This window comes from Actinoplanes sp. NPDC051861 (assembly GCF_040681145.1).
Lineage (GTDB): Bacteria > Actinomycetota > Actinomycetes > Mycobacteriales > Micromonosporaceae > Actinoplanes.
Genome location: NZ_JBFAYE010000004.1, coordinates 512,078 through 531,831, shown reverse-complemented (window position 1 = coordinate 531,831; position 19,754 = coordinate 512,078). Strand labels below are relative to the sequence as shown.

Sequence of the window (19,754 nt, the reverse complement as noted above, 5' to 3'; positions counted from 1 at the left end):
GGCAGGCGCTGCTCATTACGGCAGGCGGTGCCTGGCTCGCCTGGGCGTCGCTTTGTCCTGAAATTTCCGCCATGCGGTGCGTGAGAGGTGTTCGGGATCGCTGGGGTGTCCGGGTTGTGGCCTGTTGATCGGGCGGGGCGGATGTCAGAGTTGACCCATGGATCCAGTGGGGTTGGTGGCGGTTGGCGCGGTGCTGGTCGTGGGGGTGGCGGTGGGTGTGTGGCGCCGCGCTACCGATGGGCGCCTCCGGCCGGTGGCTGCTTCGCGGGTGGCGTCCGAGGGTGGTGTTCCGGCGTCGGGTGAGCTCGACGCGGCGGTGGCCTCTGTGGGCAGGGCGGGAGACGCGAGTCAGGATCCAGGGGTGACTGAATCAGGGGTGGACGCGGTACGGCTTGATTCCTCGCTTCTGCGGCGACTCGGCGTTGGGCCTGCGGACGCCACGTTGTTGCAGTTCTCCACCGCGTTCTGTGCGCCGTGCCGGGCTGTGCGGCGGGTCAGCACTGAGGTGGCCGCGCTGCTGCCGGGTGTTCAGCACATCGAGGTGGATGCCGAGAGTCATCTCGACGAGGTACGCGAACTGGGTATCTGGCGCACCCCCACCCTGTTGGTCCTGGACTCGGGTGGGCATGTGACCAGGCGAGCTACGGGTGTGCCCACGAAGCCGCACCTGATCGCCGCCCTCGCTGAGCTCCTCCCCACCCAGCCGCCAACGGCTCCCGCGGGCTGACCCCGCCGCCCCGCAGGCTGACCCCCGGTGCCGGCTGGCATCGGGGCGAGTTTCGGCGCCTGACTACCGGTGTGGATGCCAGCCCGGCGGGCCGGGAAGTGGTCCGGATCGTCGACGGGCGCGAGGAGCGGCGTGGGCGAGGGGGCATAAGCGCAGGCGGGAGAGCGGGCGGCGGGGCAGGGGGCGTTGCGGGGTAGGGAGAGTGGCGCGGGTGGTGCGGGTGGTGCGGGTGGTGCGGGCGGCGCGGGTGGGGTGGGGGAGAGGGTCAGGCGGGGACTGGGAGTTCGGTGGGGGAGGCGGAGCGGGTCAGGGTGCGGGAGTCGCGGATCAGGAGTTGGGAGGCGGCGGAGGCCAGCAGGACGAAAGCGCACACCGTGAGCACCCGGTCCACCCCGAACCGGGCGGACAGGGGCCCCGCCAGGGCGTTGCCGACGGGCATGGCCAGGAAGGATGTGACGTAGTCCCAGGAGGCGACTCGGCCCAGCATGGCGTGGGGGACGTTGTCCTGGATGGCGGTCTCCCAGGCTACGTCGAAGAAGATCAGGCCGCCGTAGCCGATCACCGCGCCGGCCAGGACCGCGGTCAGGGTTCCGGGCCAGACGTACGAGAGTGCCCAGACCGGCATCAGCATCAGGGCCAGCCAGCCTGCTCGGAGGAGCCGGCGGGGGCGGAAGCGCATGCCGAGGGCCGCGCCGAGGAAGCCGCCCAGGCCCTCGGCGGCGGAGATGAAGCCGATGGCGTGGGCGCCGCCGAGTTCGGAGACGGCGACGATCTGGACCAGGACCAGGATCATGCCGTTGGCGATGTGGTAGGCGGTCGCGCCGAACAGGCCGCCGATCAGCCAGTTCCGGGAGCGGATCTCGCGCCAGCCGGCTCCGAGCGAGCGGAGCATGGGTTCGAAGTCGCCGCGGGTCGCGCGTACCCGAATGAAGGCGGCAAAGACCAGTGACAAGAGGAAGCTGACCGCGTTGGCCGCGAAGCCCGCCGGAGCGCCGAAGGCGGCGACGGTGATGCCGCCCAGGGTGGGTCCCGCGATGCCGCACGCGGTCTGCAGCATGCTCAGCGTGGCGTTGGCCCGCTGGCGCAGCGAAACCGGCACCAGCAGGGGCCGCAGCGCGCTCATGGCCGGTGTGAAGAAGCTGCCGGCGCCCGCGGAGAGGACGGTGAGCGCGCAGAGCAGTGCCAGGTGGTAGCCGCCGGTGGCGAACATGGCGGCGATGCCGGCTGTGGTGAGGAAGCGGATCAGGTCGGAGGCGACCATGACGCGCTGGGGCTGGAGGCGGTCGGCCCAGACGCCGCCGAAGAGGGTGCCGGCCAGCATGGTGATCACCGAGGAGGCCATGACCAGGCCGAGGTCGCCCGCACCGCCACCGGTGGTGACGATCGCGACGGCGAGCGCGACGGTCTGGAAGCCGTTGCCGATCCAGGAGAGAGCCTGGCCGGCGGCGAGGAGGCGGAAGTCGCGAGTCATGCTCTCAAAGTAGTTCACCGTCTAACTATCAGCAATCTAATAATCAGAAGGATGGCACAATGGCGCCCATGGAAGACGGTGCGGATCAGCATGTGGCCCGGTGGGCGGCGTTCTGGAAGGACGAGCCGGCGTTCGATCCGGAGGTCGAGGGCGCGCTGGTTCGGATGAAGCGCCTGCTGCGATGGATCGAGCGCGCCGACATTGCAGCATTTAACGCGAAAAATGATGACTTTACGTTGCAGGACTACAAGACGCTGCACGTCCTGATGGTCCAGCCCTGGCCCAACGAGGCCACTCCCGCGCAACTGGCGGAGGCGGCCAATGTGACCCGGGCGGCGATGACGAGCCGCCTCGACCGGCTGGCGGAGGCCGAGTTGATCACGCGTCAGGTGGACGGCATGGACCGCCGGCGAATCATCATCCGGCCCACGCAAAAGGGTCGTGAGATGTGGGACCGGTACATCTTCGAAGGAATCGCCCGCGATCAGGCAGCCCTTAAAGCATTGAAAAAAGACGAGCTGATCAGGCTTAACGAGCTGCTGCGGAAAGTCCTACTATCCCTAGGTGAATAGCGAACTAGATCCGCGCGGCCAGCGCTTTGCCGCCGCCATCACCACCGTCGTCACAGCCGTCGTGCTGATCACCGGCTCGGGCTGGCTGGCGCTGGCTCAGGCAATCGTCTTCGCGATCACCGCGGTTGATCCGCGGCGAGGTCCGTACGCGATGATCTTCCGTGCCTTGCCCAGGCTGAGCCCACCCGCGGAGCGTGAGCCAGCCGCACCAGTGCGATTCGCGCAATTTGTCGGATTTATCTTCCTGAGCGTCTCCGCGGGGGGATATCTCGGGGGCGCGGAGACTCTCGGGCTCGTCGCGGCCGCGTTCGGCCTACTGGCGGCCTTCCTCAACGCGGCCTTCGGACTGTGCCTGGGCTGCGAGGCCTATCTGGCGTTTCAAAGGCTAAAGACCAGAAACGCCGAAAATGTCGAAAATAGTTAGAACTTCGGCGCGTCGGGAGCCTCGAGCAGCCCCAGCCGCAGCGCCGTCATGAGCGCCTGAGCCCGGTTCGCCGCACCCAGCTTCTCGTAGAGCTTCGAGATGTGGGTCTTCGCCGTCGACTCGGAGACGAACAGCTGCTTGGCGATCCCGGCCACGCTCATGCCGTCGGCGAGCAGGCGAAGCACCTGGCCCTCGCGCGGCGAGAGCTGCGGCCCGCTCGGGGCGAGCCGGCGCTTCATCGCCTCGGCCAGGTCGGCGGCGGTGAACGCGCTGGGTGCCGACGCGGCGTGCCGTGCGGCCGCCACGACCTCGTCCGCCGGGGCGGTCTTGGGCACGAACGCGCTGGCGCCGGCCTCGAGCGCACCGAAGAGCTGGTCGTCGCCCGCATACATCGTGAGCACGACGATGCCCATGTTCGAGTTGTTCTTCCGCAGGGCGCGAGTGGCCTCGAGTCCGCTGCCGTCGGGCAGCCGCAGGTCCATGATCACCACGTCCGGCTGCAGGGCGCCGGCCTGGCGCACCGCCTCCGCCGCCGTGGCGGCCTCGCCGACGACCTCGAACTGCCGGTCGCGCTCGAATGCGTGTCGCAGCCCCTTACGGATCAAGTCGTGATCGTCAACAAGGAGGACCTTGGTGCGCCCCGTCGGCGCAGGACTGGTCGACATGCTCGGGTTACTCCCCTTCTGGAGCGGAAACGCTATCCCGCACGCTATCGCGCCGAGGCGGGGTTCCGAGTACTACGGCGACGGTTGTCCCGCTGGGGTGTCGCGGCGTGATCTTGAGACGTCCTCGGATGCGTTCGGCGCGCTCGGCCATGATGGTAAGTCCGTAACGGCCGTCCGGTCGCTCGTCGGCGAACCCCTTGCCGTCATCGGACACTTCGATCTCCGCATAGGGCGGGTCGACGGTGCAGGTGACCCAAAGGTTCGACGCGCCGGCGTGCTTGCGGGCGTTGGTGATCGCCTCTTGCGCGATCCGCAACAACTCCGCCTCCGTCGCGGCCGGCAGCCGCGCGGTCGACTCGTCGAACGTGAAGTGCACCCGCAGTCCGGCGCTCGTGCCGAGCGTCCGGGCGTACTCGGCGATGGCCGCGGCGAGGCCGCCGTTGCGGTCGACCTCGGAACGCAGCTCGAACAGGCTCAGCCGCAGCTCGGTGATCACCCGGGTCACCTCGGCGCGCAGCACCCGCAGCTCCTCGGCGGTCTCCTCGGCACCCTCGGGCAGCGTGGCCTGAGCGTTGTCGATGCCGTAACCGACCATCACCAGCTCCTGCGCGACCCCGTCGTGGATCTCCCGGGCCAGGCGCTGGCGCTCCTCGTTGGTGGCGAGCGAGCGCACGTCGTCGAAGAGCAGGGCGGCCTCCAGCCGCAGCGCGGCCGGGCCGGTCACCTCGGTCACCCCTTGGACAACCACCGATGGGTACGCCCCCGTGCCATCGGTCTCCAGGATGACGAGCCCGATCGTGCGCACCCCGGCGACCAGCGGGACGACCAGGGACGAGACCTCGCCGTCCTGATGCGTACGCGCCTGCGACCGGCTCGCCACCTGCGGCTGCTGAGTGGCCCACGCGTCCGCGATGGCCGAGTCCGCGTCGAGCGTGGTCTCCCAGTCGACCCGCTCGGCCCCGGTCTGCGCCAGCACCACGAGCCGCCCGCCGCCGCTGGCCGACAGGACCGCGGCCCGGTGACCCGGCGCGACCATGCGCAGCTCCTCCAGCAGGTGCTCGGAGATGCCGCCCGGGTCCAGGGTGGCGCCCGGCAGGGACCGCGCCACGCTGCGGAGCTGGGTCAGCAGTCGGGTGGCCTCCGCGTACGGCTGGGGGGTGGGCTCCGGCGGCTGGAGCAGCTGGCGCATCGTCTCGGCGGCGAACGTGATGATCGCCCCGAGCACCAGCCACTGTCCGCACGCCGCGAGATAACCCGGTTGGGTGAGCGTGAAGTCGTCCCCGGTCTTGTTGACCAGTCCACCGGCGACCATGGCCAGTGCCGCGGCGCCCAGCAGTGCGGCGCCCTCGGTGTGCCGCCGGTGCAGGGCGGCGGTCAGCAGCGGAACCGCGAGGTAGGGCAGCACCGCCTCGGCACCGAACCCGGCGTCGACCTGGCCGATCGCCGCCGTGGCGATCGAACCGGCCGCGAGCCCGGTGACCACGACCTCGGCGAACCTGCCGAGCGGGGCGAGGATCGGGTGCTCACGGGCCACGAAAGCGGGCACCGCGGCGATCGCCAGCAGCACGATCCAGATGAGCTGCGCGGGGTCCTCGGTCGCCGTCAGGGTGAGCACCGCGACCAGCGCGAGCATGACGACGCGCGCCACGGCTTCGGCGGGGCGCAGGCGCGTCGGGGCACTGGCTAGGGCTGGCACGTGACGGATGGTAGCGGTAGTGACCGGAAACGGCCCGTCGGCGACAGCGCCCCGGGCTCATGTGCCGGGGCGAACAGCGGGTAGCCTGCCGTGCATGGCGGACACCTCGACGCAGTCGATTCAGGTCCATGCGCCCCTGGCCAAGGTGGCTGCGGTGATCTGCGACTTCCCGCGCTATCCGGAGTGGGCGGAGTCGATCAAGCGGGTGGAGGTCCTCGAGGAGTACGAGGACGGTTACGCGGCGCAGGTCCGCTTCCAGATCGACGCGACCGTGCTGGTCGACGAGTACACGCTGGAGTACGCGTACGCCGACGACCTGTCGCGCATCGAGTGGCACCTGGTCGAGCCGTCGAAGACGCAGCGGTCCCAGGAGGGCTCCTACGACCTGGCGGAGAACGCCGACGGCAGCACGACGGTGACGTACACCCTGGCGGTGGATCTTGCCATCGGGATGCTCGGCATGTTCCGGCGCAAGGCCGAAAAGTTGATCATGGATACGGCGCTGAAGGAGCTCAAGCGCCGTGTCGAGAGCATTCCCGCGGACTGAGGAGAGCACATGGCCGGGTCAGCGCGCGAGGAGGCCGAGCGGCTGGTCGCTTCGTTTCTCGCCCGTGCCGCCGCTTCCTCTCAAAACCCTTCAGAGGGTACGGAGAAAGCGCACGCGGATCTCCTCGGACTTCTGGCCGGAGCGTTCTCCGGCGGGTGGTCCACGGGCAGTGCCGAGTGCTGTGTCTGCCCGGTCTGCAAGGTGATCGCCGCGATGCGCGACCCCAGCCCCGAGACGGCCGAGCGGCTCGCCACGAGTGCCGGTGACATCGCCAACGGGGTGGCCGGTCTGATGCGCGCCCTCTCGGGTGTCGCTTCCGAACGTCCCCGGCCGCCGTCGCCGCGCGCCGAGGCCCGCCCGGCTGATCCCTCCCGCAAGGCTGACCCGGACCGGGTTTGGGCTGCTGCCACCGACGACGCCCCCGAGGCCGGCGCCGCGCCGGACGACGACCCCTGGGCCGCCGCGACCGCGGAGAGTGCCCGGGAGGCCGCCCGTGAGGCCGCCGCTGCGGCGCGGGCCCGGGCCGCGGCCGCCGAGGAGGCCGTGGCACGTGCTGTGGAACAGGCGCGCGCGGCCGCCACCGCCACCCGGGAAAGCGGTCAGACGGGTGGAAAGCCGCAGTTCGGGGGAGATGTCTGGGCCATGGCCACCGCGGAGCCCGCCGCCGGTGACGCGGCCGCGCCCCGTAGCGTGGATCATGACCTGGGCGCCTCGGCGCCCGAGGACCGCGACGCGGCTCCGGGCGACGGCGCCCGTGCCGGCGACGCGGTGTGATTTTTTGCAGAGGGGACGGGCAGCGTGACGCTGACCATCGGAATCGACGTCGGCGGTACCAAGGTGGCCGGCGGCGTGGTCGACGAGTCGGGCAACGTGCTCGCGTCGAACCGCCGGCCGACGCCGGCGGAGGACCCGGCCGGCACCCGGGACACGATCGTCGAGGTGGCCGCCGAGCTGGCGGCGCAGTACCCGCAGGCGACCGCGATCGGGATCGGTGCCGCCGCGTGGATCGACGCCGCCGGCTCGACAGTGCTGTTCGCGCCGAACCTGGCCTGGCGTGACGAGCCGCTGCAGGCGTACGTGAGCAAGGCCGTCGGACTGCCGACCGTGCTGGACAACGACGCCAACGTGGCGGCCTGGGCGGAGTTCCGGTTCGGTGTCGCCGCGCACGCCGACGACTCGATGGTCATGATCACCGTGGGTACCGGCATCGGCGGCGGCATCGTCCTGGGCGGCAAGCTCTGGCACGGCGCCAACGGCATCGCGGGCGAGCTCGGGCACATCCAGTCGGTCCCGGACGGGCACCCCTGCGGCTGCGGCCGGCTCGGCTGCCTGGAGCAGTACGCGAGCGGCAACGCCCTGGTCCGTTTCGGCCGCGCCGGCGCGCGCCAGGAGCCGGAGCGGGCCGCGAAACTCCTCGAGCTGGCCGGTGGCGACGCCCTCGCGATCACCGGCCGGCAGATCACCGAGGCGGCGCGGGCCGGTGACGGTGTGGCGATGGACGCGTTCGCGCAGGTCGGCTACTGGCTCGGGGTGGCCCTCGCGGACCTCGCGCAGAGCCTGGACCCGCAGATCCTGGTGATCGGCGGCGGGGTGATCGACGCTGGGCCGCTGCTGATGGGCCCGGCCGAACGGACGTACCGGGACCAGCTCGCCCAGCGCAACCGGTTCCCGGTGGCCGAGGTGCGGGCCGCGCGGATGGGCAACGTGGCCGGCGTCGTCGGCGCCGCGGACCTCGCCCGGCTCGCCGGCTGAGGCGGAACGGGGATGTCCGGGGTTCCGCTGCGGGTGGTCAGCTACAACGTCCACGGGTTGCGGGACGACCGGGCCGCGCTGGTCGGCCTGGTCCGTGACCTCGCCCCGGACGTCCTCGTCGTGCAGGAGGCGCCGCGCCGGTTCCGGTGGCGGCAGAAGTGCGCGTTGCTGGCCTCCGAGACCGGCCTGGTGGTGGCCGCCGGCGGCCTGCCCTCGCTGGGCAACCTGCTGCTGGTGAGCCTGCGGGTTGCCATCCGGCGGACCTGGTGCCTGCGCTATCCGCTGACGCCCGGGCGGCACCTGCGCGGCGCGGTCTTCGCCGAGGGCTCGGTCCGCGGTGCCACGTTCACCGTCTCCGGCTCGCACCTGGCCACCGACCCGGCCGAGCGCCCGGCACAGGCGCAGCACTGGAAGGCCGAGCTGGACCGCGCCGAGGGCCCGCTGATCGCCGCGGCCGACCTGAACGAGGGGCCGGGCGGCAGCGCCTGGCGGATGGTCGAGGACGGGCTGCTCGGCGCCGGCGAGGACGTGCCCACGTTCCCGGCGGCCCTGCCGCAGCGGCGGATCGACGGGCTCTTCGTGACCCCGGACGTTTCCATCGAAAGTTACGAGATCATATCGACGGACCGCGCTCGCGCTGCTAGTGATCATCTGCCCGTCGTCGCGGACCTTCTGCTCCCTTCCTCCCAGCCCTGAGGTCTGCAAGGATCGCCGGGTGCACGACACCCCCGACCCGGGTGACCGTCGCGACGCCGTCTGTGTCGTCGGGGCCGGCGCCAGCGGACTAACCGCGATCAAGAACCTGCGCGAGCTGGGCTTCGCGGTCGACTGCTACGAGCGCGAGACCTCCGTCGGCGGCGCCTGGAACTGGCGCCACGACCGCAGCCCGGTGTACGCGAGCACCCACCTCATCTCCTCCCGCCCGTTCACCGAGTTCCCCGACTTCCCGATGCCGGACGACTGGCCCGACTATCCGCACCACAGCCAGGTCCTGGCGTACCTGGAGCGGTACGCGAAGCACTTCGGCCTAGGCGAGCACGTCTGGTTCGGCATGGAGGTCGTCTCCGCGGTGCCGGCCGACGACGGGCGCTGGGACGTCACCATCCGCTCGACCGGTGGCGGATCGTCGCGGACCCAGCGCTACGCGGCGATCGTGGTCGCCAACGGGCACAACTGGTCGCCGCTGACCCCCGAGATACCGGGGGACTTCCAGGGACAGGTCATGCACTCGTCGGCGTACAAGGACCCGGCGAAGCTGCGTGGCCGCAAGGTGCTGGTGGTGGGCGGCGGCAACACCGGCTGTGACATCGCCGTCGAGGCCGCACAGCAGGCCGCGAAGGTGTGGCACTCCACCCGCCGCGGCTACTGGTACGCGCCGAAGTACGTCTTCGGCCGCCCCGCCGACCAGACCAACGCCCGGGTGCTCAAGTGGGGCCTGCCGCGCCGGCTGCGCGAGTGGATCTACCGCCGCGTGGTCCGGCTGACCACCGGTGACCTCACCCGGTTCGGCGTGCCCGCGCCCGACCACGGTCCGTTCGAGAGCCACCCGGTGGTCAACAGCCAGCTGCCCTACTACCTGGGGCACGGCCGGATCAGCCCGGTGCCGGACGTGGCCCGCTTCGACGGCGCCGCGGTGGAACTGGCCGACGGCACCCGCGTCGAGCCGGACCTGGTGATCACCGCGACCGGCTACCGGCCGCGCTTCGACTTCCTCGCGCCGGAGCTGCTCGACACCGACGAGAACGGCCGGCCCGACCTGCACCTGCACGCGTTCGCCCGCAAGCACCCGACGCTGGCCGTGGTGGGCCTGCTGCAGCCGGACTCCGGTGTGCTGCCGCTGGCGCACTGGCAGAGCGTCGCGATCGCCCGCTGGCTGCGGCTGCGCACCACCGATCCGGTACGCGCCGCGGCGGTGCAGCAGAAGGAGTCCACCCGCCCGCTGGCGAGCTGGTCACGCCGTCAGGTGGTGCCCTCGCAGCGCCACTGGTTCGAGGTGGACCACATCGACTACCTGCGGTCCCTGGACGGCCTGCTGAAGCAGATGGAGACAGCCCGGTGAAGTCCGACCTGCTGCGTTTCTCCGACTGGACCGACCCGGTGCCACCGGCCGAGCGGGAGGTCGTGTCGAGGCTGCCCGAGGACGACGACCAGGGTCATCCGCCGCTGCTGTTCGTGCCGGGACTGGGACACGGGGCGTGGGCGTACGCGGAGCACTGGCTCGGCCACGCGGCCGGACGCGGTTTCGCGGCGCACGCGCTCACCCCTCGCCCCGGCGGCGACCTGCGCGCCCAGGTCCACGACGTGGTGCAGACGGCCGCCTCGCTGCCGCGCCAGACGGTGCTGATCGGGCACGGCGTCGGCGCCCTCGTGGTGTCCCGCGCCCTGAGTCGTTACCCGGCCCGCGCGGCGGTGCTGGTCGCGCCGGTGCTGGACGGCTGGGCGGCGCTGGGTGCCGCGCTGCGGAGCAACCCGTTCGGCACGCTCCCGGCGGTCTTCGGCGGACGGTTGCGGCTGTCCGCGCGGCAGATGTTCGGCCCGTCGTTGCCGGTTGAAGAGGCTGCCGCGTATCTGGAGCGCGTCGACGCCCGGCCGCGCGCCGAGCTGCTCGGCCGTGCTGCGCCGCCGGCGCCGGTCGGTGCGCCGCCCACCCTGGTGGCGGGCAGCCCGGACGACCGGATCGTGCGGCGCGGAGCGCTGGACAAGGCGGCCGCGCACTACGGCGGTGCACCGCTGCTCTTCCCGGGCATGGGCCACGACCTGATGCTGGACACCGGCTGGGTGGAGCCGATCGACGCGATCCTGGACTGGCTGGGCAAGGAAGCCGGTCTATCGGGGCCGGGTCACTGATCTCTGCCGGGGGACGCGGCGGCGCCTTGCCGGGTCGCCGGGCACCCGTTCGGCCAGGCGGCCTGTGTGATCAAGAGCGGACAGGTAGGCGCGGGCCCAGGCCAGGATGTCGTGGTGGGTCAGGTGCCGGCGCATCGCGGTCATCCGGGCCGCCAGGTCGTCCGGTTCGGCCTCCATGGCCTTCAGCAGCGTCTCCTTGAGGCCGTCCACGTCGTGCGGGTTCACCAGGAACGCCTGCTCCAGCTCCGCGGCCGACCCGGCGAACTCGCTGAGCACCAGCGCGCCGGCGCCGTCCTCCCGGGCCGCGACGAACTCCTTGGCGACCAGGTTCATCCCGTCCCGCAGCGGGGTCACCACCATCACGTCCGCGGTCTGGTAGAGGGCGGCCAGCAGCGACCGGTCGAACGGCTGGTTCAGGTAGTGGATCGCCGGTTCGCCGACCCGGCCGTACTCGCCGTTGATCCGGCCGACCTCGCCCTCGATCCGGTCGCGCAGGTCCCGGTAGCTCTCCACCCGTTCCCGGCTCGGAACGGCGACCTGGACCATGACGGTGTCCCGTACCTTCACGAAGCCGTCCCGCAGCAGCTCGCTGTACGCCGTGAGCCGGTGCTCGATGCCCTTGGTGTAGTCCAGCCGGTCCACACTGAGCAGCACCCGCTTCGGCTGCCCCAGATCGTGCCTCAGCTGCCGGGCCTGACCCACCACGTCCGGGCGGCTGGCCAGCGCGCGCATCTCGGCGACGTCGATGGAGACCGGGAAGGCGCCGGTCTGCACGGTACGGCCGTCCACGGTGATCGCCGTGTCGGTGGACTCCGCGGCGAGCAGCTTCCTGGCCAGCTGGGCGACGTTGTGCGCGGCCTGCTCCCGCTGGAACCCGACCAGGTCGGCGCCGAGCATCCCGCGCAGCAGCTCGACCCGGCGGGGGAGCTGCATGTACAGCTCCGGCGGCGGGAACGGCACGTGCATGAAGAACCCGATCAGCAGGTCCGGGCGCAGCTCGCGGAGCATCTGCGGCACCAGCTGCAGGTGGTAGTCCTGCACCCAGACGGCGGCGCCCTCCTCGGCCACCTCGGCGGCGGCCTCGGCGAAGCGCTGGTTGACCGACCGGTACGTCTCCCACCACTCCCGGTTGAACACCGGCTGCTGAACCGCGTCGTGGTAGAGCGGCCAGAGCGTGGAGTTGGCGAAACCCTCGTAGTAGCCGCGCAGCTCGTCCTCGGTCAGCGCCACCGGGCGCAGCCGCAGGCTGCCGATGTCGGGCAGGCTGGGCGCCGGTCCCACACCGCCGGCCCAGCCGACCCAGGTCGCGGGTGTCGGGGCGAGGATGGCGTGCAGGGCGCTGGCGAGCCCGCCTGGGCTGCGGCGCCACTCACAGGCGCCGTCCGGGGCGGCGTTGTCATCGAGGGGCAGACGGTTGGCGACGACGACGAGCGAACTCTGACGCATCACCGTAGGTTACTGTGCGAACACCGATCCCTGTCTATACGACAGCGCCGTCGTCGAATTCGTCGTCGTCGTCACCGGAGCGCAGCCGCCAGACCAGCATGACCGCGCCGCCGACGATCGCGCCGAAGCCGATCAGCGTGACGTAGTGCGTGTCGATCGGGATCAGGTTGGGGAACAGGAACAGCACGAAGCCCAGCACCACGCCGAGGACGCCCATCACCGCGTATTTCGAGATGCGGGGCATCGGCGGGGGTGGCGGCGGGACGTAGCGGTCCTCGTCCTCGTCGAACTCCTCGTCGGGCAGGCCGGCGCCGAAGGTGTCGAGTCCGTAGAGTATCGACGGCTCCTGCGGGTCGGTGCGCCGCCGGTTGTACGGCGTGCCGTCCTCGGTGAGGCGGCCCGTGCGGGGCTGCTCCTGCTGGGGGTCGACGTTCTCCGTCTCGGGCCAGGGCGCCTCGGTGTCGGCCGTGGTGTGGAAGCCCGCGATGATTTTGTCCCACTCGGCGTCCACCTCGGCCTGCGGACGCGGGTCGGCGGGAGGCGGAGCGGGTGGCGTCGGTGGTGCGCCGCCGGTCACCTTCTGCAGGTGCTCGCGGGCGGTCTCCAGCCTGGTGCGGTCGACGAAGAGCCGGTCGGTCGGCCGCGCGGGGAGCGTCGTGGCACGCAGGATCGGGTTCTGATCCGCGGTCGGCTGCAGGTAAGCCGCGATGCCGCCGGCTGCGAGAACGTCGAGCAGATGCTCGCCGACCCGTGGATCCACGTCACCCGCCGCCGCGTAGTCAGCGGCGTCGAGCCCGTTGTCCCGCCGCCCACGACGGGCGCCACCCGTTGTCACCGATGCACACCCCCTTGCCGACCGTGCCTTGAATGGTGACACGGCAAGCACCTCTTGCGGGAGTGCGATTGTGGCGCGCCGCCCCCGCTTCGTACGCTTCTCCTCGCCCCGGACGCTCGGGTGGCATCCGCTGAAAGGACGTCAGTGTTCTACTGGCTGCTGAAGTTGGTGGTCCTCGGACCGCTGCTGAGACTGCTCTTCCGCCCCAAGGTGGAGGGGCTGGGAAACGTTCCCCGCTCCGGGCCGGTCATCCTCGCCTGCAACCACCTCTCGTTCTCCGACTCGATCTTCACCCCGCTGATCATGAAGCGGAAAGTGACCTTCGTCGCCAAGGCCGAATACTTCACCGGCAAGGGGATCAAGGGCTGGTTCTCCCGGATGTTCTTCACCGGCGCCGGGACCATCCCCGTCGACCGTTCGGGCGGCGAGGCGGCCCAGGCGGCCCTCGACACCCTCCTGAGGGTCCTCCGCGAGGGCAACATCGCCGGCATCTACCCCGAGGGCACCCGCTCGCCCGACGGCCGCCTCTACCGTGGCAAGACCGGCGTAGCCCGCCTGGCCCTGGAGAGCGGCGCGCCGGTCGTCCCGGTCGCGCTGCTGAACACCGACGAGATCCAGCCGACCGGCACGCTCGTGCCCACGGTCAAGCGCGTCCGGATCCGCGTCGGCCGGCCGCTCGACTTCAGCCGGTACGCCGAGCAGCGCGGCGACCGCTTCGTGGAGCGGGCCATCACCGACGAGATCATGTACGAGCTGATGGCTCTCTCCGGCCGCGAGTACGTGGACGTTTACGCCTCCACGCTCAAGAATCAGCCGCTAACTGCCCATCCCGGCGCGGCGGCGTAGGGCCTGGACGTCGGTCACGACGATGCGGCGGCCCTCGGTGCGCAGCCAGCCGCGGCTCGCGAACGAGCCGATCGCCTGGTTGACGCTCTGCCGGGAGCCGCCGGCCATCTCGGCCAGCTGACTCTGGTTCAGCTCGATGGTGATCATCGGAGCCTGGCTCTCGCCGGAGAGCCGGACCAGGGTCTTGGCGACGCGGCCCGGCAGGTCGAGGAACACGTGGTCGGCGTTCTGTTCGGTGAGCCTGCGGATCAGGCCGCCGACAGAACGCATCACGGCGTCCAGGATGCGCGGGTTGGAGTGGACCAGGTCCATGAAGGCGGCCCGGGACAGCGACAGCGCCTGGGAGTCCTCGATCGCCTCGGCGGACGCGCTCCGGGTGGAGGCGTCCAACAGGGAGACCTCGCCGAGGACGTCGGGTGGGCGTACGACGGTGAGGACGGCGCGTTCACCGGTCGGCGCGGTGCGGAAGACCGCCACCGCGCCGCGCTTCATGATGATCAGTGAGTCCCCGGGGTCGTGCTCCACGAAGAGGATCTGCCCCTTGCGGTAGTGACGTGGGACGGCCGTGGCGATGACGCGTTGCCGAACATCCGGCTCCAGCCCGGCGAACATGTCCACGCCGGTCAATGCGTCGCCGTTATCCGGCATGCGATGGTCCACGGCGTTATCCCTCCCCCGATGGGGACCGCGTCGACTCGGCCGGCGTCGGCCCCACGACGCGAACGATCACTAATAGCACGAAGCGTGCTCCGAGCGCCATTCCTGCCCGGACATCGAAGCTCACCCTGTACGATCATGTCCCTTCGGTAGCGTTCTGTAAACCACCCATTGCCTTCTGTGATTGTCGCCCAGTCTGTCCGTCCTCTTGGTGGCATCTGTCGAGATAATCCCGCAGTGCCGGATGATGAGCTCCTTCGATCGACGTTGCGCGACCAGTGGCACCTCGTTCCGTCCGAGATCACCGAGCGCCCGCCGTCCGTGATGTCGCGGGGCTGGGAGATCACCGCGGGCGCGGAGAGGTACGTCGCACGGCTGGGTGAGAGCGTCGCCCGGCCGTCGATGGAGGCCGGGCAGATGGCCGCCGAACATCTGCGCTCCCGGCGGATCGCGGCCGGGGAGCCGATGCGGACACTCGGCGGGGCGCTGACCGTGGAGACGGAGTTCGGCGCTCTCGCCGTACTGCGACGTGTGCCGGGGCGGCACCTCGACGGGCGGGATCCACTCGATCAGCAATGGTGGGGCGAGCGCTTGGGACTCGTACACAAGGCTCTTCAGCATTTTCGGCATCCCGGCCTGCGCCCGTGGCAGTTGCTGGACCCCGACGCTGTCTCCGGCGAAGCGGAGCCCTGGCTCCGTGACGCCGCGGCGGCAGCGGTGACCGCCGCGACCCGGCTGACCGTGACCGACCAGCTCACCTACGGCGTGCTGCATGGTGACCCGGCGCCGGACGCGTTCGTCCTCGACCCGGACACCGGCCGCCTGGGCCTGCTGCACTGCGGCTCGTGCGGCACCGGGCCGCTGGTGTACGACGTGGCCGCCGCCGTCACCTACGCCGGCGGGCCGGAGGAGGCGGGTGAACTGCTCGACGGCTACCGCGCGGCGGGCCCGGTGAGCGCCGACGAACTGGACGCGGCACTGCCGGTGATGCTGCGCCTGCGGTGGGCGGTGCAGGCCGACCGCGCGACGCGTTATGGCTGCCCGGTGGCGCTGTCGGCGGCGCGGGAGGCCCTGGAGTCCATGCCCGGATGACGATGGGCGAGGATGGGACCCGATGGTGTATCGCTATTTCTACGACTGTGAGTTCATCGAGGACGGGCGCATCGTCGACCTGGTCTCGATCGGTGTCGTCGACGAGTTCGGCCGCGAGTTCTACGCGGTCAGCACCGAGTTCGACGACACGCGCGCCGTGCCGTGGGTACGCCGCAACGTGCTCGACAAGCTTCCGTCGCCCTCGGACAAGGCGTGGCGCAGCCGGGAGCGCATCCGCCAGGACCTGTACGAGTTCCTGACCGAGCCGATCCACGGCCGTGACGAGCAGATGGAGCTCTGGGCGTGGTACGCGGCGTACGACCACGTGGCGCTCGCCCAGCTGTGGGGTGCGATGCCCGCCCTGCCCCGTGAGATCCCGCGCTTCACCAAGGACCTCCGGCAGCGCTGGGACGACCTGGGCCGCCCACGGCTGCCCGAGATGGCCGGCCGGCACGACGCGCTCGTCGACGCCCGGCACAACCTGGCCCGCTGGCAGACGATGGCCGGTCTCAGCGGCGGCGACTCTCCAGCGGCGGCACGCACTCGCGCATGACCGCCTGCACGTCGGCCTCGGACGGCCCGTCGCCGAGCTCGCCGTTGCCCGGCCGGGCCCGCAGGCCGTCGATCATCAGCTCCAGATAACGCTCGTAGAGGCCGGACCGGCACCCGGCGCTGTTCTGCGCCAGCTCGGTGACCATCGCCATGATGATCGGGAAGTCCCGGAAGCCGGCGTCCGGCCGCAGTGAGCCCTCCTCGTGCGCCCGGGCCATCAGCTGCTCCAGCAGCGGCACGATCTGCTCGCCGGCCCGCGCGAAATGGGTCTCGTCCATGCTCAGCGCCGCGTCGCGCAGCCCGCGGTCGGTGGCGTGCATGCGCGCCGAGCGCCGCAGGAAGTCCGTCAGGCCGTCCCAGGCCGAGGGCGCCGCGAGGGCCTCCTCGGCGAGCGTGACGAGATCCTCCAGCCGGTCCGTGAAGACCGCCTCGACCAGCGCCTCCTTGGTGGGGAAGCGGCGGTAGACCGTGCCGACACCGACCCCGGCGTGGTGCGCGACGTCGTCGAGGGTGGCGGCGAACCCCCGGCCCGCGAAGACCTCCCGGGCGGCCTCGATGATCCGCTCCCGGTTGCGCTGGGCGTCGCGCCGCAGCGGGCGGGCCTCGGTGGTCATGTGGGCAAGCCTACAACAAAAGTGGAGGTAGTTCCTCAACTTGTCCTGTTAGCCTGCCGATGTGGAGGACAGATCTCAACTTAGCTACTCCGGGGGACGCACGCATGACCACGCTTTCTGATCGACCGCAACTCGCGGCGGATAAGGACACCGGGCGCTGGTGGGCGCTCGTCGTCCTCGCGCTGGCGCAGCTCATGGTGGTGCTGGACGCCACGATCGTGAACATCGCGCTGCCCACCGCACAGGCCGACCTGGGCTTCGACGACGCCGGCCGGCAGTGGGTGGTCACCGGGTACGCGCTGGCCTTCGGCAGCCTGCTGCTGCTCGGCGGCCGCCTCTCCGACTTCTTCGGCCGCAAGCGGATGTTCCTCATCGGCCTCGTCGGCTTCGCCCTCGCCTCCGCGCTCGGCGGCGCGGCGCAGAACCTCGAGGTGCTGATCTTCGCCCGCGCGCTGCAGGGCGCGTTCGGCGCGGCGCTGGCCCCGGCCGCGCTCTCGCTGCTCTCCACGACGTTCACCCAGCCCGCCGAGCGCGGCAAGGCGTTCGGCATCTTCGGCGCGATCTCCGGCGCGGGCGGCGGCATGGGCCTGCTGCTCGGCGGCGTCCTCACCGAGTACGTCTCCTGGCGCTGGTGCCTCTACGTCAACCTGGTGATCGCCGCGATCGCGGTGGCCGGCGCCATGGTCAAGCTCCGTGACGAGCCGGTCCGCGCCGACGGCAAGATCGACATTCCGGGTACGCTCACCGCGGTCTCCGGCCTGGTCGCCCTCGTGTACGGCCTCGCCAACGCCGAGACCGACGGCTGGACCGACCGGATGACGCTCGGCCCGATCGTGGCCGGTCTGATCCTGCTCGCCCTCTTCGTCTCCATCGAGCGCCGCGTCGCCCACCCGCTGCTGCCGATGCGCGTCGTCCTCGACCGCAACCGCGGTGGCTCGTACGCGTCGATCGCGATCGCCGGCGCCGGCATGTTCGGCATCTTCCTCTTCCTCACCTACTACCTGACCGTCGTGCTGCACTTCACGCCGATCAAAACCGGTCTTGCGTTCCTCCCGATGCTCGGCTCGGTCATGCTCACCGCGACGACGGCCGGCTCGATGCTGGCACCGCGCGTCGGCCCGCGCCCGCTGGTTCCGGTCGGCGCTCTGGTGGCCGCCGGCGGCATGCTGTTCCTGACCCGGCTGGACCTGGACTCGACGTACGCGGGAAGCGTCCTGCCCGGCCTGATCATCATTGGCCTCGGTCTCGGCCTGGTCTTCGCGCCCACCCAGAACGCCGCCACCTCGGGCGTCGAGCACCGTGACGCCGGCGTCGCCTCCGCGATGATCAACACGGTCCAGCAGATCGGCGGCTCGATCGGCACCGCGCTGCTGAGCTCCTTCTTCGCCTCCCGGGTCGAGGACTACGCGACCAGTCACACGCCGTCGGCGCAGCTCGCCCTGGAGGCTCAGCTGGCCGGGTACCACACGGTCTTCTGGTGGTCGGCGGGCTTCTTCGTGCTGGCCGCTCTGGTCGCGGCGGTCCTGTTCCGCACCGGTCCGCTGGACACCGATCCGGACGCTCCGCCCGCGATGGCCCACTGAACACCCCGCCCAGGTGTGTGGAGTTCGGCCGTCATAGCGACCCGAACTCCACACGCCTTGCGGTGCCAGCCCCGGCGTGTGGAGTTCGGCCCTCATAGCGACCCGAACTCCACACGCCTTGCGGTGCCAGCCCCGGTGTGTGGAGTTCGGCCGTCATAGCGACCCGAACTCCACACGCTGGGTGGAGGGGAATTGCGGGGTGGCGTCGAGTGGGTCCGGGGTGGCGACTACAGTTCGGTTGCGGCCCGCCCCGGGCCCGGCAACGCTGCCGCTAGTTTTCGTCCCCCGGGGGCTCGCACGGGCTAACCGCATCTCGCTACCCGATCCAGGGGGAACCAAAATGCGTATCGGCGTGCTCACCGGCGGCGGCGACTGCCCCGGTCTCAACGCTGTCATCCGTGCCGTGGTGCGTAAGGGCGTCACGGCGTACGGGCACGAGTTCGTCGGATTCCGGGACGGCTGGAAGGGCCCGCTCGAGGGTCTGACCAAGCCGCTGGGCATCGCGGAGGTCCGCGGGATCCTGCCTCGTGGTGGCACGATCCTGGGCTCGTCCCGGACCAACCCGTTCAAGATTGAGAACGGTGTCGAGCGGATCAAGGCCAACCTCGCTGAGCAGGGCGTGGACGCGCTCGTCGCGATCGGTGGCGAGGACACCCTGGGTGTCGCCACCAAGCTGAACGACCTCGGCGTGAACGTGGTCGGCGTCCCGAAGACGATCGACAACGACCTCAACGCCACCGACTTCACGTTCGGCTTCGACACCGCGGTCAACATCGCGATGGAGGCCATCGACCGGCTGCACACCACCGCCGAGTCGCACCACCGCACCCTGGTCGTCGAGGTCATGGGCCGGCACGCCGGCTGGATCGCGCTGCACGCCGGGCTCGCCGGTGGCGCCAACGTCATCCTGCTGCCGGAGCGCAAGTTCGACGTCGAGCAGGTCGCGACGTACGTGACGAAGCGCTTCCAGGTGGAGTACGCGCCGATCGTCGTCGTCGCCGAGGGCGCCCAGCCGCTCGACGGCCAGATGGTCCTGCACAACCAGGAGCTGGACAGCTTCGGCCACGTCCGCCTCGGCGGCATCGGCCAGTGGCTCGCCGAGCAGCTGGAGGAGAAGACCGGCAAGGAGGCCCGCACGGTCGTCCTCGGTCACATCCAGCGCGGTGGCACGCCGACCGCGTTCGACCGCGTGCTCTCCACCCGCTTCGGCCTGCAGGCGATCGACGCCGTGCACGAGGGCGACTTCGGCAAGATGATGGCGCTGCGCGGCACCGACATCGTCCGCGTCCCGCTCATCGAGGGCACCGGCGAGCTGAAGACCGTTCCGATCGAGCGTTACGAAGAGGCCGAGGTCTTCTTCGGCAACTGATTCGTCGAAAGGGCCGGGGATTTCCCCGGCCCTTTCTCGTCGGCTGCGCGGGCCGGGCG

At 70.9% G+C, this 19,754-nt stretch carries 21 protein-coding genes; 14 read left to right on the top strand and 7 right to left on the bottom strand.

All coding sequences use genetic code 11. The features are described from left to right. Positions 1 to 361 precede the first annotated feature (361 nt). On the top strand, positions 362 to 727 hold the full coding sequence (locus AB0M02_RS16640) for a thioredoxin family protein (protein WP_364227295.1): 366 nt from the start codon (positions 362 to 364) through the stop codon (positions 725 to 727). A gap of 265 nt (positions 728 to 992) precedes the next feature. Here AB0M02_RS16640 and AB0M02_RS16635 read toward each other — a convergent pair whose 3' ends face one another. Then, positions 993 to 2,198: an MFS transporter gene (locus AB0M02_RS16635; protein ID WP_364227293.1), complete on the bottom strand. Its 1,206-nt coding sequence runs from the start codon at positions 2,196 to 2,198 to the stop codon at positions 993 to 995. A gap of 68 nt (positions 2,199 to 2,266) precedes the next feature. Between AB0M02_RS16635 and AB0M02_RS16630 the strand changes: the two genes are divergently transcribed. Beyond that, entirely contained in the window at positions 2,267 to 2,770 is a 504-nt protein-coding gene (locus AB0M02_RS16630; RefSeq protein WP_364227291.1) for a MarR family transcriptional regulator, read from the top strand. Further along, complete coding sequence (locus AB0M02_RS16625; protein ID WP_364227288.1) at positions 2,763 to 3,194, top strand: DUF4395 domain-containing protein; 432 nt, start codon at positions 2,763 to 2,765, stop codon at positions 3,192 to 3,194. The genes AB0M02_RS16630 and AB0M02_RS16625 overlap by 8 nt, the downstream gene beginning before the upstream one ends. Here AB0M02_RS16625 and AB0M02_RS16620 read toward each other — a convergent pair. Further along, entirely contained in the window at positions 3,191 to 3,859 is a 669-nt protein-coding gene (locus AB0M02_RS16620; protein ID WP_196415199.1) for a response regulator transcription factor, read from the bottom strand. The genes AB0M02_RS16625 and AB0M02_RS16620 overlap by 4 nt on opposite strands. Positions 3,860 to 3,866: 7 nt before the next feature. Next, positions 3,867 to 5,492 (bottom strand): GAF domain-containing sensor histidine kinase, encoded by a 1,626-nt coding sequence (locus AB0M02_RS16615; protein WP_364227498.1) that lies wholly within the window; start codon positions 5,490 to 5,492, stop codon positions 3,867 to 3,869. A gap of 157 nt (positions 5,493 to 5,649) precedes the next feature. On the opposite strand from AB0M02_RS16615, the gene AB0M02_RS16610 reads away from it, so the two are divergent. From AB0M02_RS16610 to AB0M02_RS16585, 6 genes are read left to right on the top strand one after another with little or no spacing between them, the layout of a single operon-like run. Further along, positions 5,650 to 6,102 (top strand): SRPBCC family protein, encoded by a 453-nt coding sequence (locus AB0M02_RS16610; RefSeq protein WP_364227286.1) that lies wholly within the window; start codon positions 5,650 to 5,652, stop codon positions 6,100 to 6,102. A gap of 9 nt (positions 6,103 to 6,111) precedes the next feature. Beyond that, on the top strand, positions 6,112 to 6,876 hold the full coding sequence (locus tag AB0M02_RS16605; RefSeq protein ID WP_364227284.1) for a hypothetical protein: 765 nt from the start codon (positions 6,112 to 6,114) through the stop codon (positions 6,874 to 6,876). A gap of 24 nt (positions 6,877 to 6,900) precedes the next feature. Then, positions 6,901 to 7,854: an ROK family glucokinase gene (locus tag AB0M02_RS16600; protein ID WP_364227281.1), complete on the top strand. Its 954-nt coding sequence runs from the start codon at positions 6,901 to 6,903 to the stop codon at positions 7,852 to 7,854. Positions 7,855 to 7,866: 12 nt separating this feature from the next. After that, positions 7,867 to 8,550, top strand: a complete 684-nt coding sequence (locus AB0M02_RS16595) for an endonuclease/exonuclease/phosphatase family protein (RefSeq protein ID WP_364227280.1) — start codon at positions 7,867 to 7,869, stop codon at positions 8,548 to 8,550. Positions 8,551 to 8,569: 19 nt separating this feature from the next. Further along, on the top strand, positions 8,570 to 9,913 hold the full coding sequence (locus AB0M02_RS16590; RefSeq protein WP_364227277.1) for an NAD(P)-binding domain-containing protein: 1,344 nt from the start codon (positions 8,570 to 8,572) through the stop codon (positions 9,911 to 9,913). Next, on the top strand, positions 9,910 to 10,701 hold the full coding sequence (locus AB0M02_RS16585) for an alpha/beta fold hydrolase (RefSeq protein WP_364227276.1): 792 nt from the start codon (positions 9,910 to 9,912) through the stop codon (positions 10,699 to 10,701). The genes AB0M02_RS16590 and AB0M02_RS16585 overlap by 4 nt, the downstream gene beginning before the upstream one ends. Here the strand turns inward: AB0M02_RS16585 and AB0M02_RS16580 are convergent. Both AB0M02_RS16580 and AB0M02_RS16575 read right to left on the bottom strand, forming a co-directional pair. Continuing rightward, the gene (locus AB0M02_RS16580) at positions 10,681 to 12,147 is read right to left on the bottom strand and encodes a trehalose-6-phosphate synthase (RefSeq protein ID WP_364227275.1); all 1,467 of its coding nucleotides are present in this window, start codon (positions 12,145 to 12,147) and stop codon (positions 10,681 to 10,683) included. The two genes, AB0M02_RS16585 and AB0M02_RS16580, sit on opposite strands and share 21 nt — an antisense overlap. Positions 12,148 to 12,181: 34 nt before the next feature. After that, positions 12,182 to 12,982 carry a DUF308 domain-containing protein gene (locus AB0M02_RS16575; RefSeq protein ID WP_364227272.1) on the bottom strand — a complete coding sequence of 267 codons (801 nt, stop codon included), beginning with the start codon at positions 12,980 to 12,982 and terminating at the stop codon, positions 12,182 to 12,184. 144 nt (positions 12,983 to 13,126) lie between these two features. Between AB0M02_RS16575 and AB0M02_RS16570 the strand changes: the two genes are divergently transcribed. Next, positions 13,127 to 13,828, top strand: a complete 702-nt coding sequence (locus AB0M02_RS16570; RefSeq protein WP_364227269.1) for a lysophospholipid acyltransferase family protein — start codon at positions 13,127 to 13,129, stop codon at positions 13,826 to 13,828. Here AB0M02_RS16570 and AB0M02_RS16565 read toward each other — a convergent pair. Next, on the bottom strand, positions 13,799 to 14,488 hold the full coding sequence (locus tag AB0M02_RS16565) for a Crp/Fnr family transcriptional regulator (RefSeq protein ID WP_364227267.1): 690 nt from the start codon (positions 14,486 to 14,488) through the stop codon (positions 13,799 to 13,801). The two genes, AB0M02_RS16570 and AB0M02_RS16565, sit on opposite strands and share 30 nt — an antisense overlap. Before the next feature lie 234 nt (positions 14,489 to 14,722). Between AB0M02_RS16565 and AB0M02_RS16560 the strand changes: the two genes are divergently transcribed. Together AB0M02_RS16560 and AB0M02_RS16555 are read left to right on the top strand one after the other, a co-directional pair. Further along, on the top strand, positions 14,723 to 15,577 hold the full coding sequence (locus AB0M02_RS16560) for a phosphotransferase (RefSeq protein WP_364227264.1): 855 nt from the start codon (positions 14,723 to 14,725) through the stop codon (positions 15,575 to 15,577). Between the two features lie 22 nt (positions 15,578 to 15,599). After that, positions 15,600 to 16,130 (top strand): polyadenylate-specific 3'-exoribonuclease AS, encoded by a 531-nt coding sequence (locus AB0M02_RS16555; RefSeq protein WP_364227261.1) that lies wholly within the window; start codon positions 15,600 to 15,602, stop codon positions 16,128 to 16,130. Here the strand turns inward: AB0M02_RS16555 and AB0M02_RS16550 are convergent. Further along, positions 16,087 to 16,743, bottom strand: coding sequence for a helix-turn-helix domain-containing protein (locus AB0M02_RS16550; protein WP_364227259.1), 657 nt, complete (start codon positions 16,741 to 16,743; stop codon positions 16,087 to 16,089). The genes AB0M02_RS16555 and AB0M02_RS16550 overlap by 44 nt on opposite strands. Positions 16,744 to 16,847: 104 nt before the next feature. On the opposite strand from AB0M02_RS16550, the gene AB0M02_RS16545 reads away from it, so the two are divergent. Both AB0M02_RS16545 and AB0M02_RS16540 read left to right on the top strand, forming a co-directional pair. Then, the gene (locus AB0M02_RS16545; protein ID WP_364227256.1) at positions 16,848 to 18,326 is read left to right on the top strand and encodes a DHA2 family efflux MFS transporter permease subunit; all 1,479 of its coding nucleotides are present in this window, start codon (positions 16,848 to 16,850) and stop codon (positions 18,324 to 18,326) included. A 340-nt stretch (positions 18,327 to 18,666) separates the two neighbouring features. Further along, positions 18,667 to 19,695, top strand: a complete 1,029-nt coding sequence (locus tag AB0M02_RS16540; RefSeq protein WP_364227254.1) for a 6-phosphofructokinase — start codon at positions 18,667 to 18,669, stop codon at positions 19,693 to 19,695. Positions 19,696 to 19,754: the final 59 nt, after the last annotated feature.

What these genes read in the sequence shown, in the direction of transcription:
- AB0M02_RS16635 (WP_364227293.1), bottom strand. Translation starts at nt 2,198, where the DNA reads ATGACTCGCGACTTCCGCCTCCTCGCCGCCGGCCAGGCTCTCTCCTGG.
- AB0M02_RS16630 (WP_364227291.1), top strand. Translation starts at nt 2,267, where the DNA reads ATGGAAGACGGTGCGGATCAGCATGTGGCCCGGTGGGCGGCGTTCTGG.
- AB0M02_RS16620 (WP_196415199.1), bottom strand. Translation starts at nt 3,859, where the DNA reads ATGTCGACCAGTCCTGCGCCGACGGGGCGCACCAAGGTCCTCCTTGTT.
- AB0M02_RS16615 (WP_364227498.1), bottom strand. Translation starts at nt 5,492, where the DNA reads ATGCTCGCGCTGGTCGCGGTGCTCACCCTGACGGCGACCGAGGACCCC.
- AB0M02_RS16610 (WP_364227286.1), top strand. Translation starts at nt 5,650, where the DNA reads ATGGCGGACACCTCGACGCAGTCGATTCAGGTCCATGCGCCCCTGGCC.
- AB0M02_RS16605 (WP_364227284.1), top strand. Translation starts at nt 6,112, where the DNA reads ATGGCCGGGTCAGCGCGCGAGGAGGCCGAGCGGCTGGTCGCTTCGTTT.
- AB0M02_RS16595 (WP_364227280.1), top strand. Translation starts at nt 7,867, where the DNA reads ATGTCCGGGGTTCCGCTGCGGGTGGTCAGCTACAACGTCCACGGGTTG.
- AB0M02_RS16580 (WP_364227275.1), bottom strand. Translation starts at nt 12,147, where the DNA reads ATGCGTCAGAGTTCGCTCGTCGTCGTCGCCAACCGTCTGCCCCTCGAT.
- AB0M02_RS16555 (WP_364227261.1), top strand. Translation starts at nt 15,600, where the DNA reads ATGGTGTATCGCTATTTCTACGACTGTGAGTTCATCGAGGACGGGCGC.
- AB0M02_RS16550 (WP_364227259.1), bottom strand. Translation starts at nt 16,743, where the DNA reads ATGACCACCGAGGCCCGCCCGCTGCGGCGCGACGCCCAGCGCAACCGG.
- AB0M02_RS16545 (WP_364227256.1), top strand. Translation starts at nt 16,848, where the DNA reads ATGACCACGCTTTCTGATCGACCGCAACTCGCGGCGGATAAGGACACC.
- AB0M02_RS16540 (WP_364227254.1), top strand. Translation starts at nt 18,667, where the DNA reads ATGCGTATCGGCGTGCTCACCGGCGGCGGCGACTGCCCCGGTCTCAAC.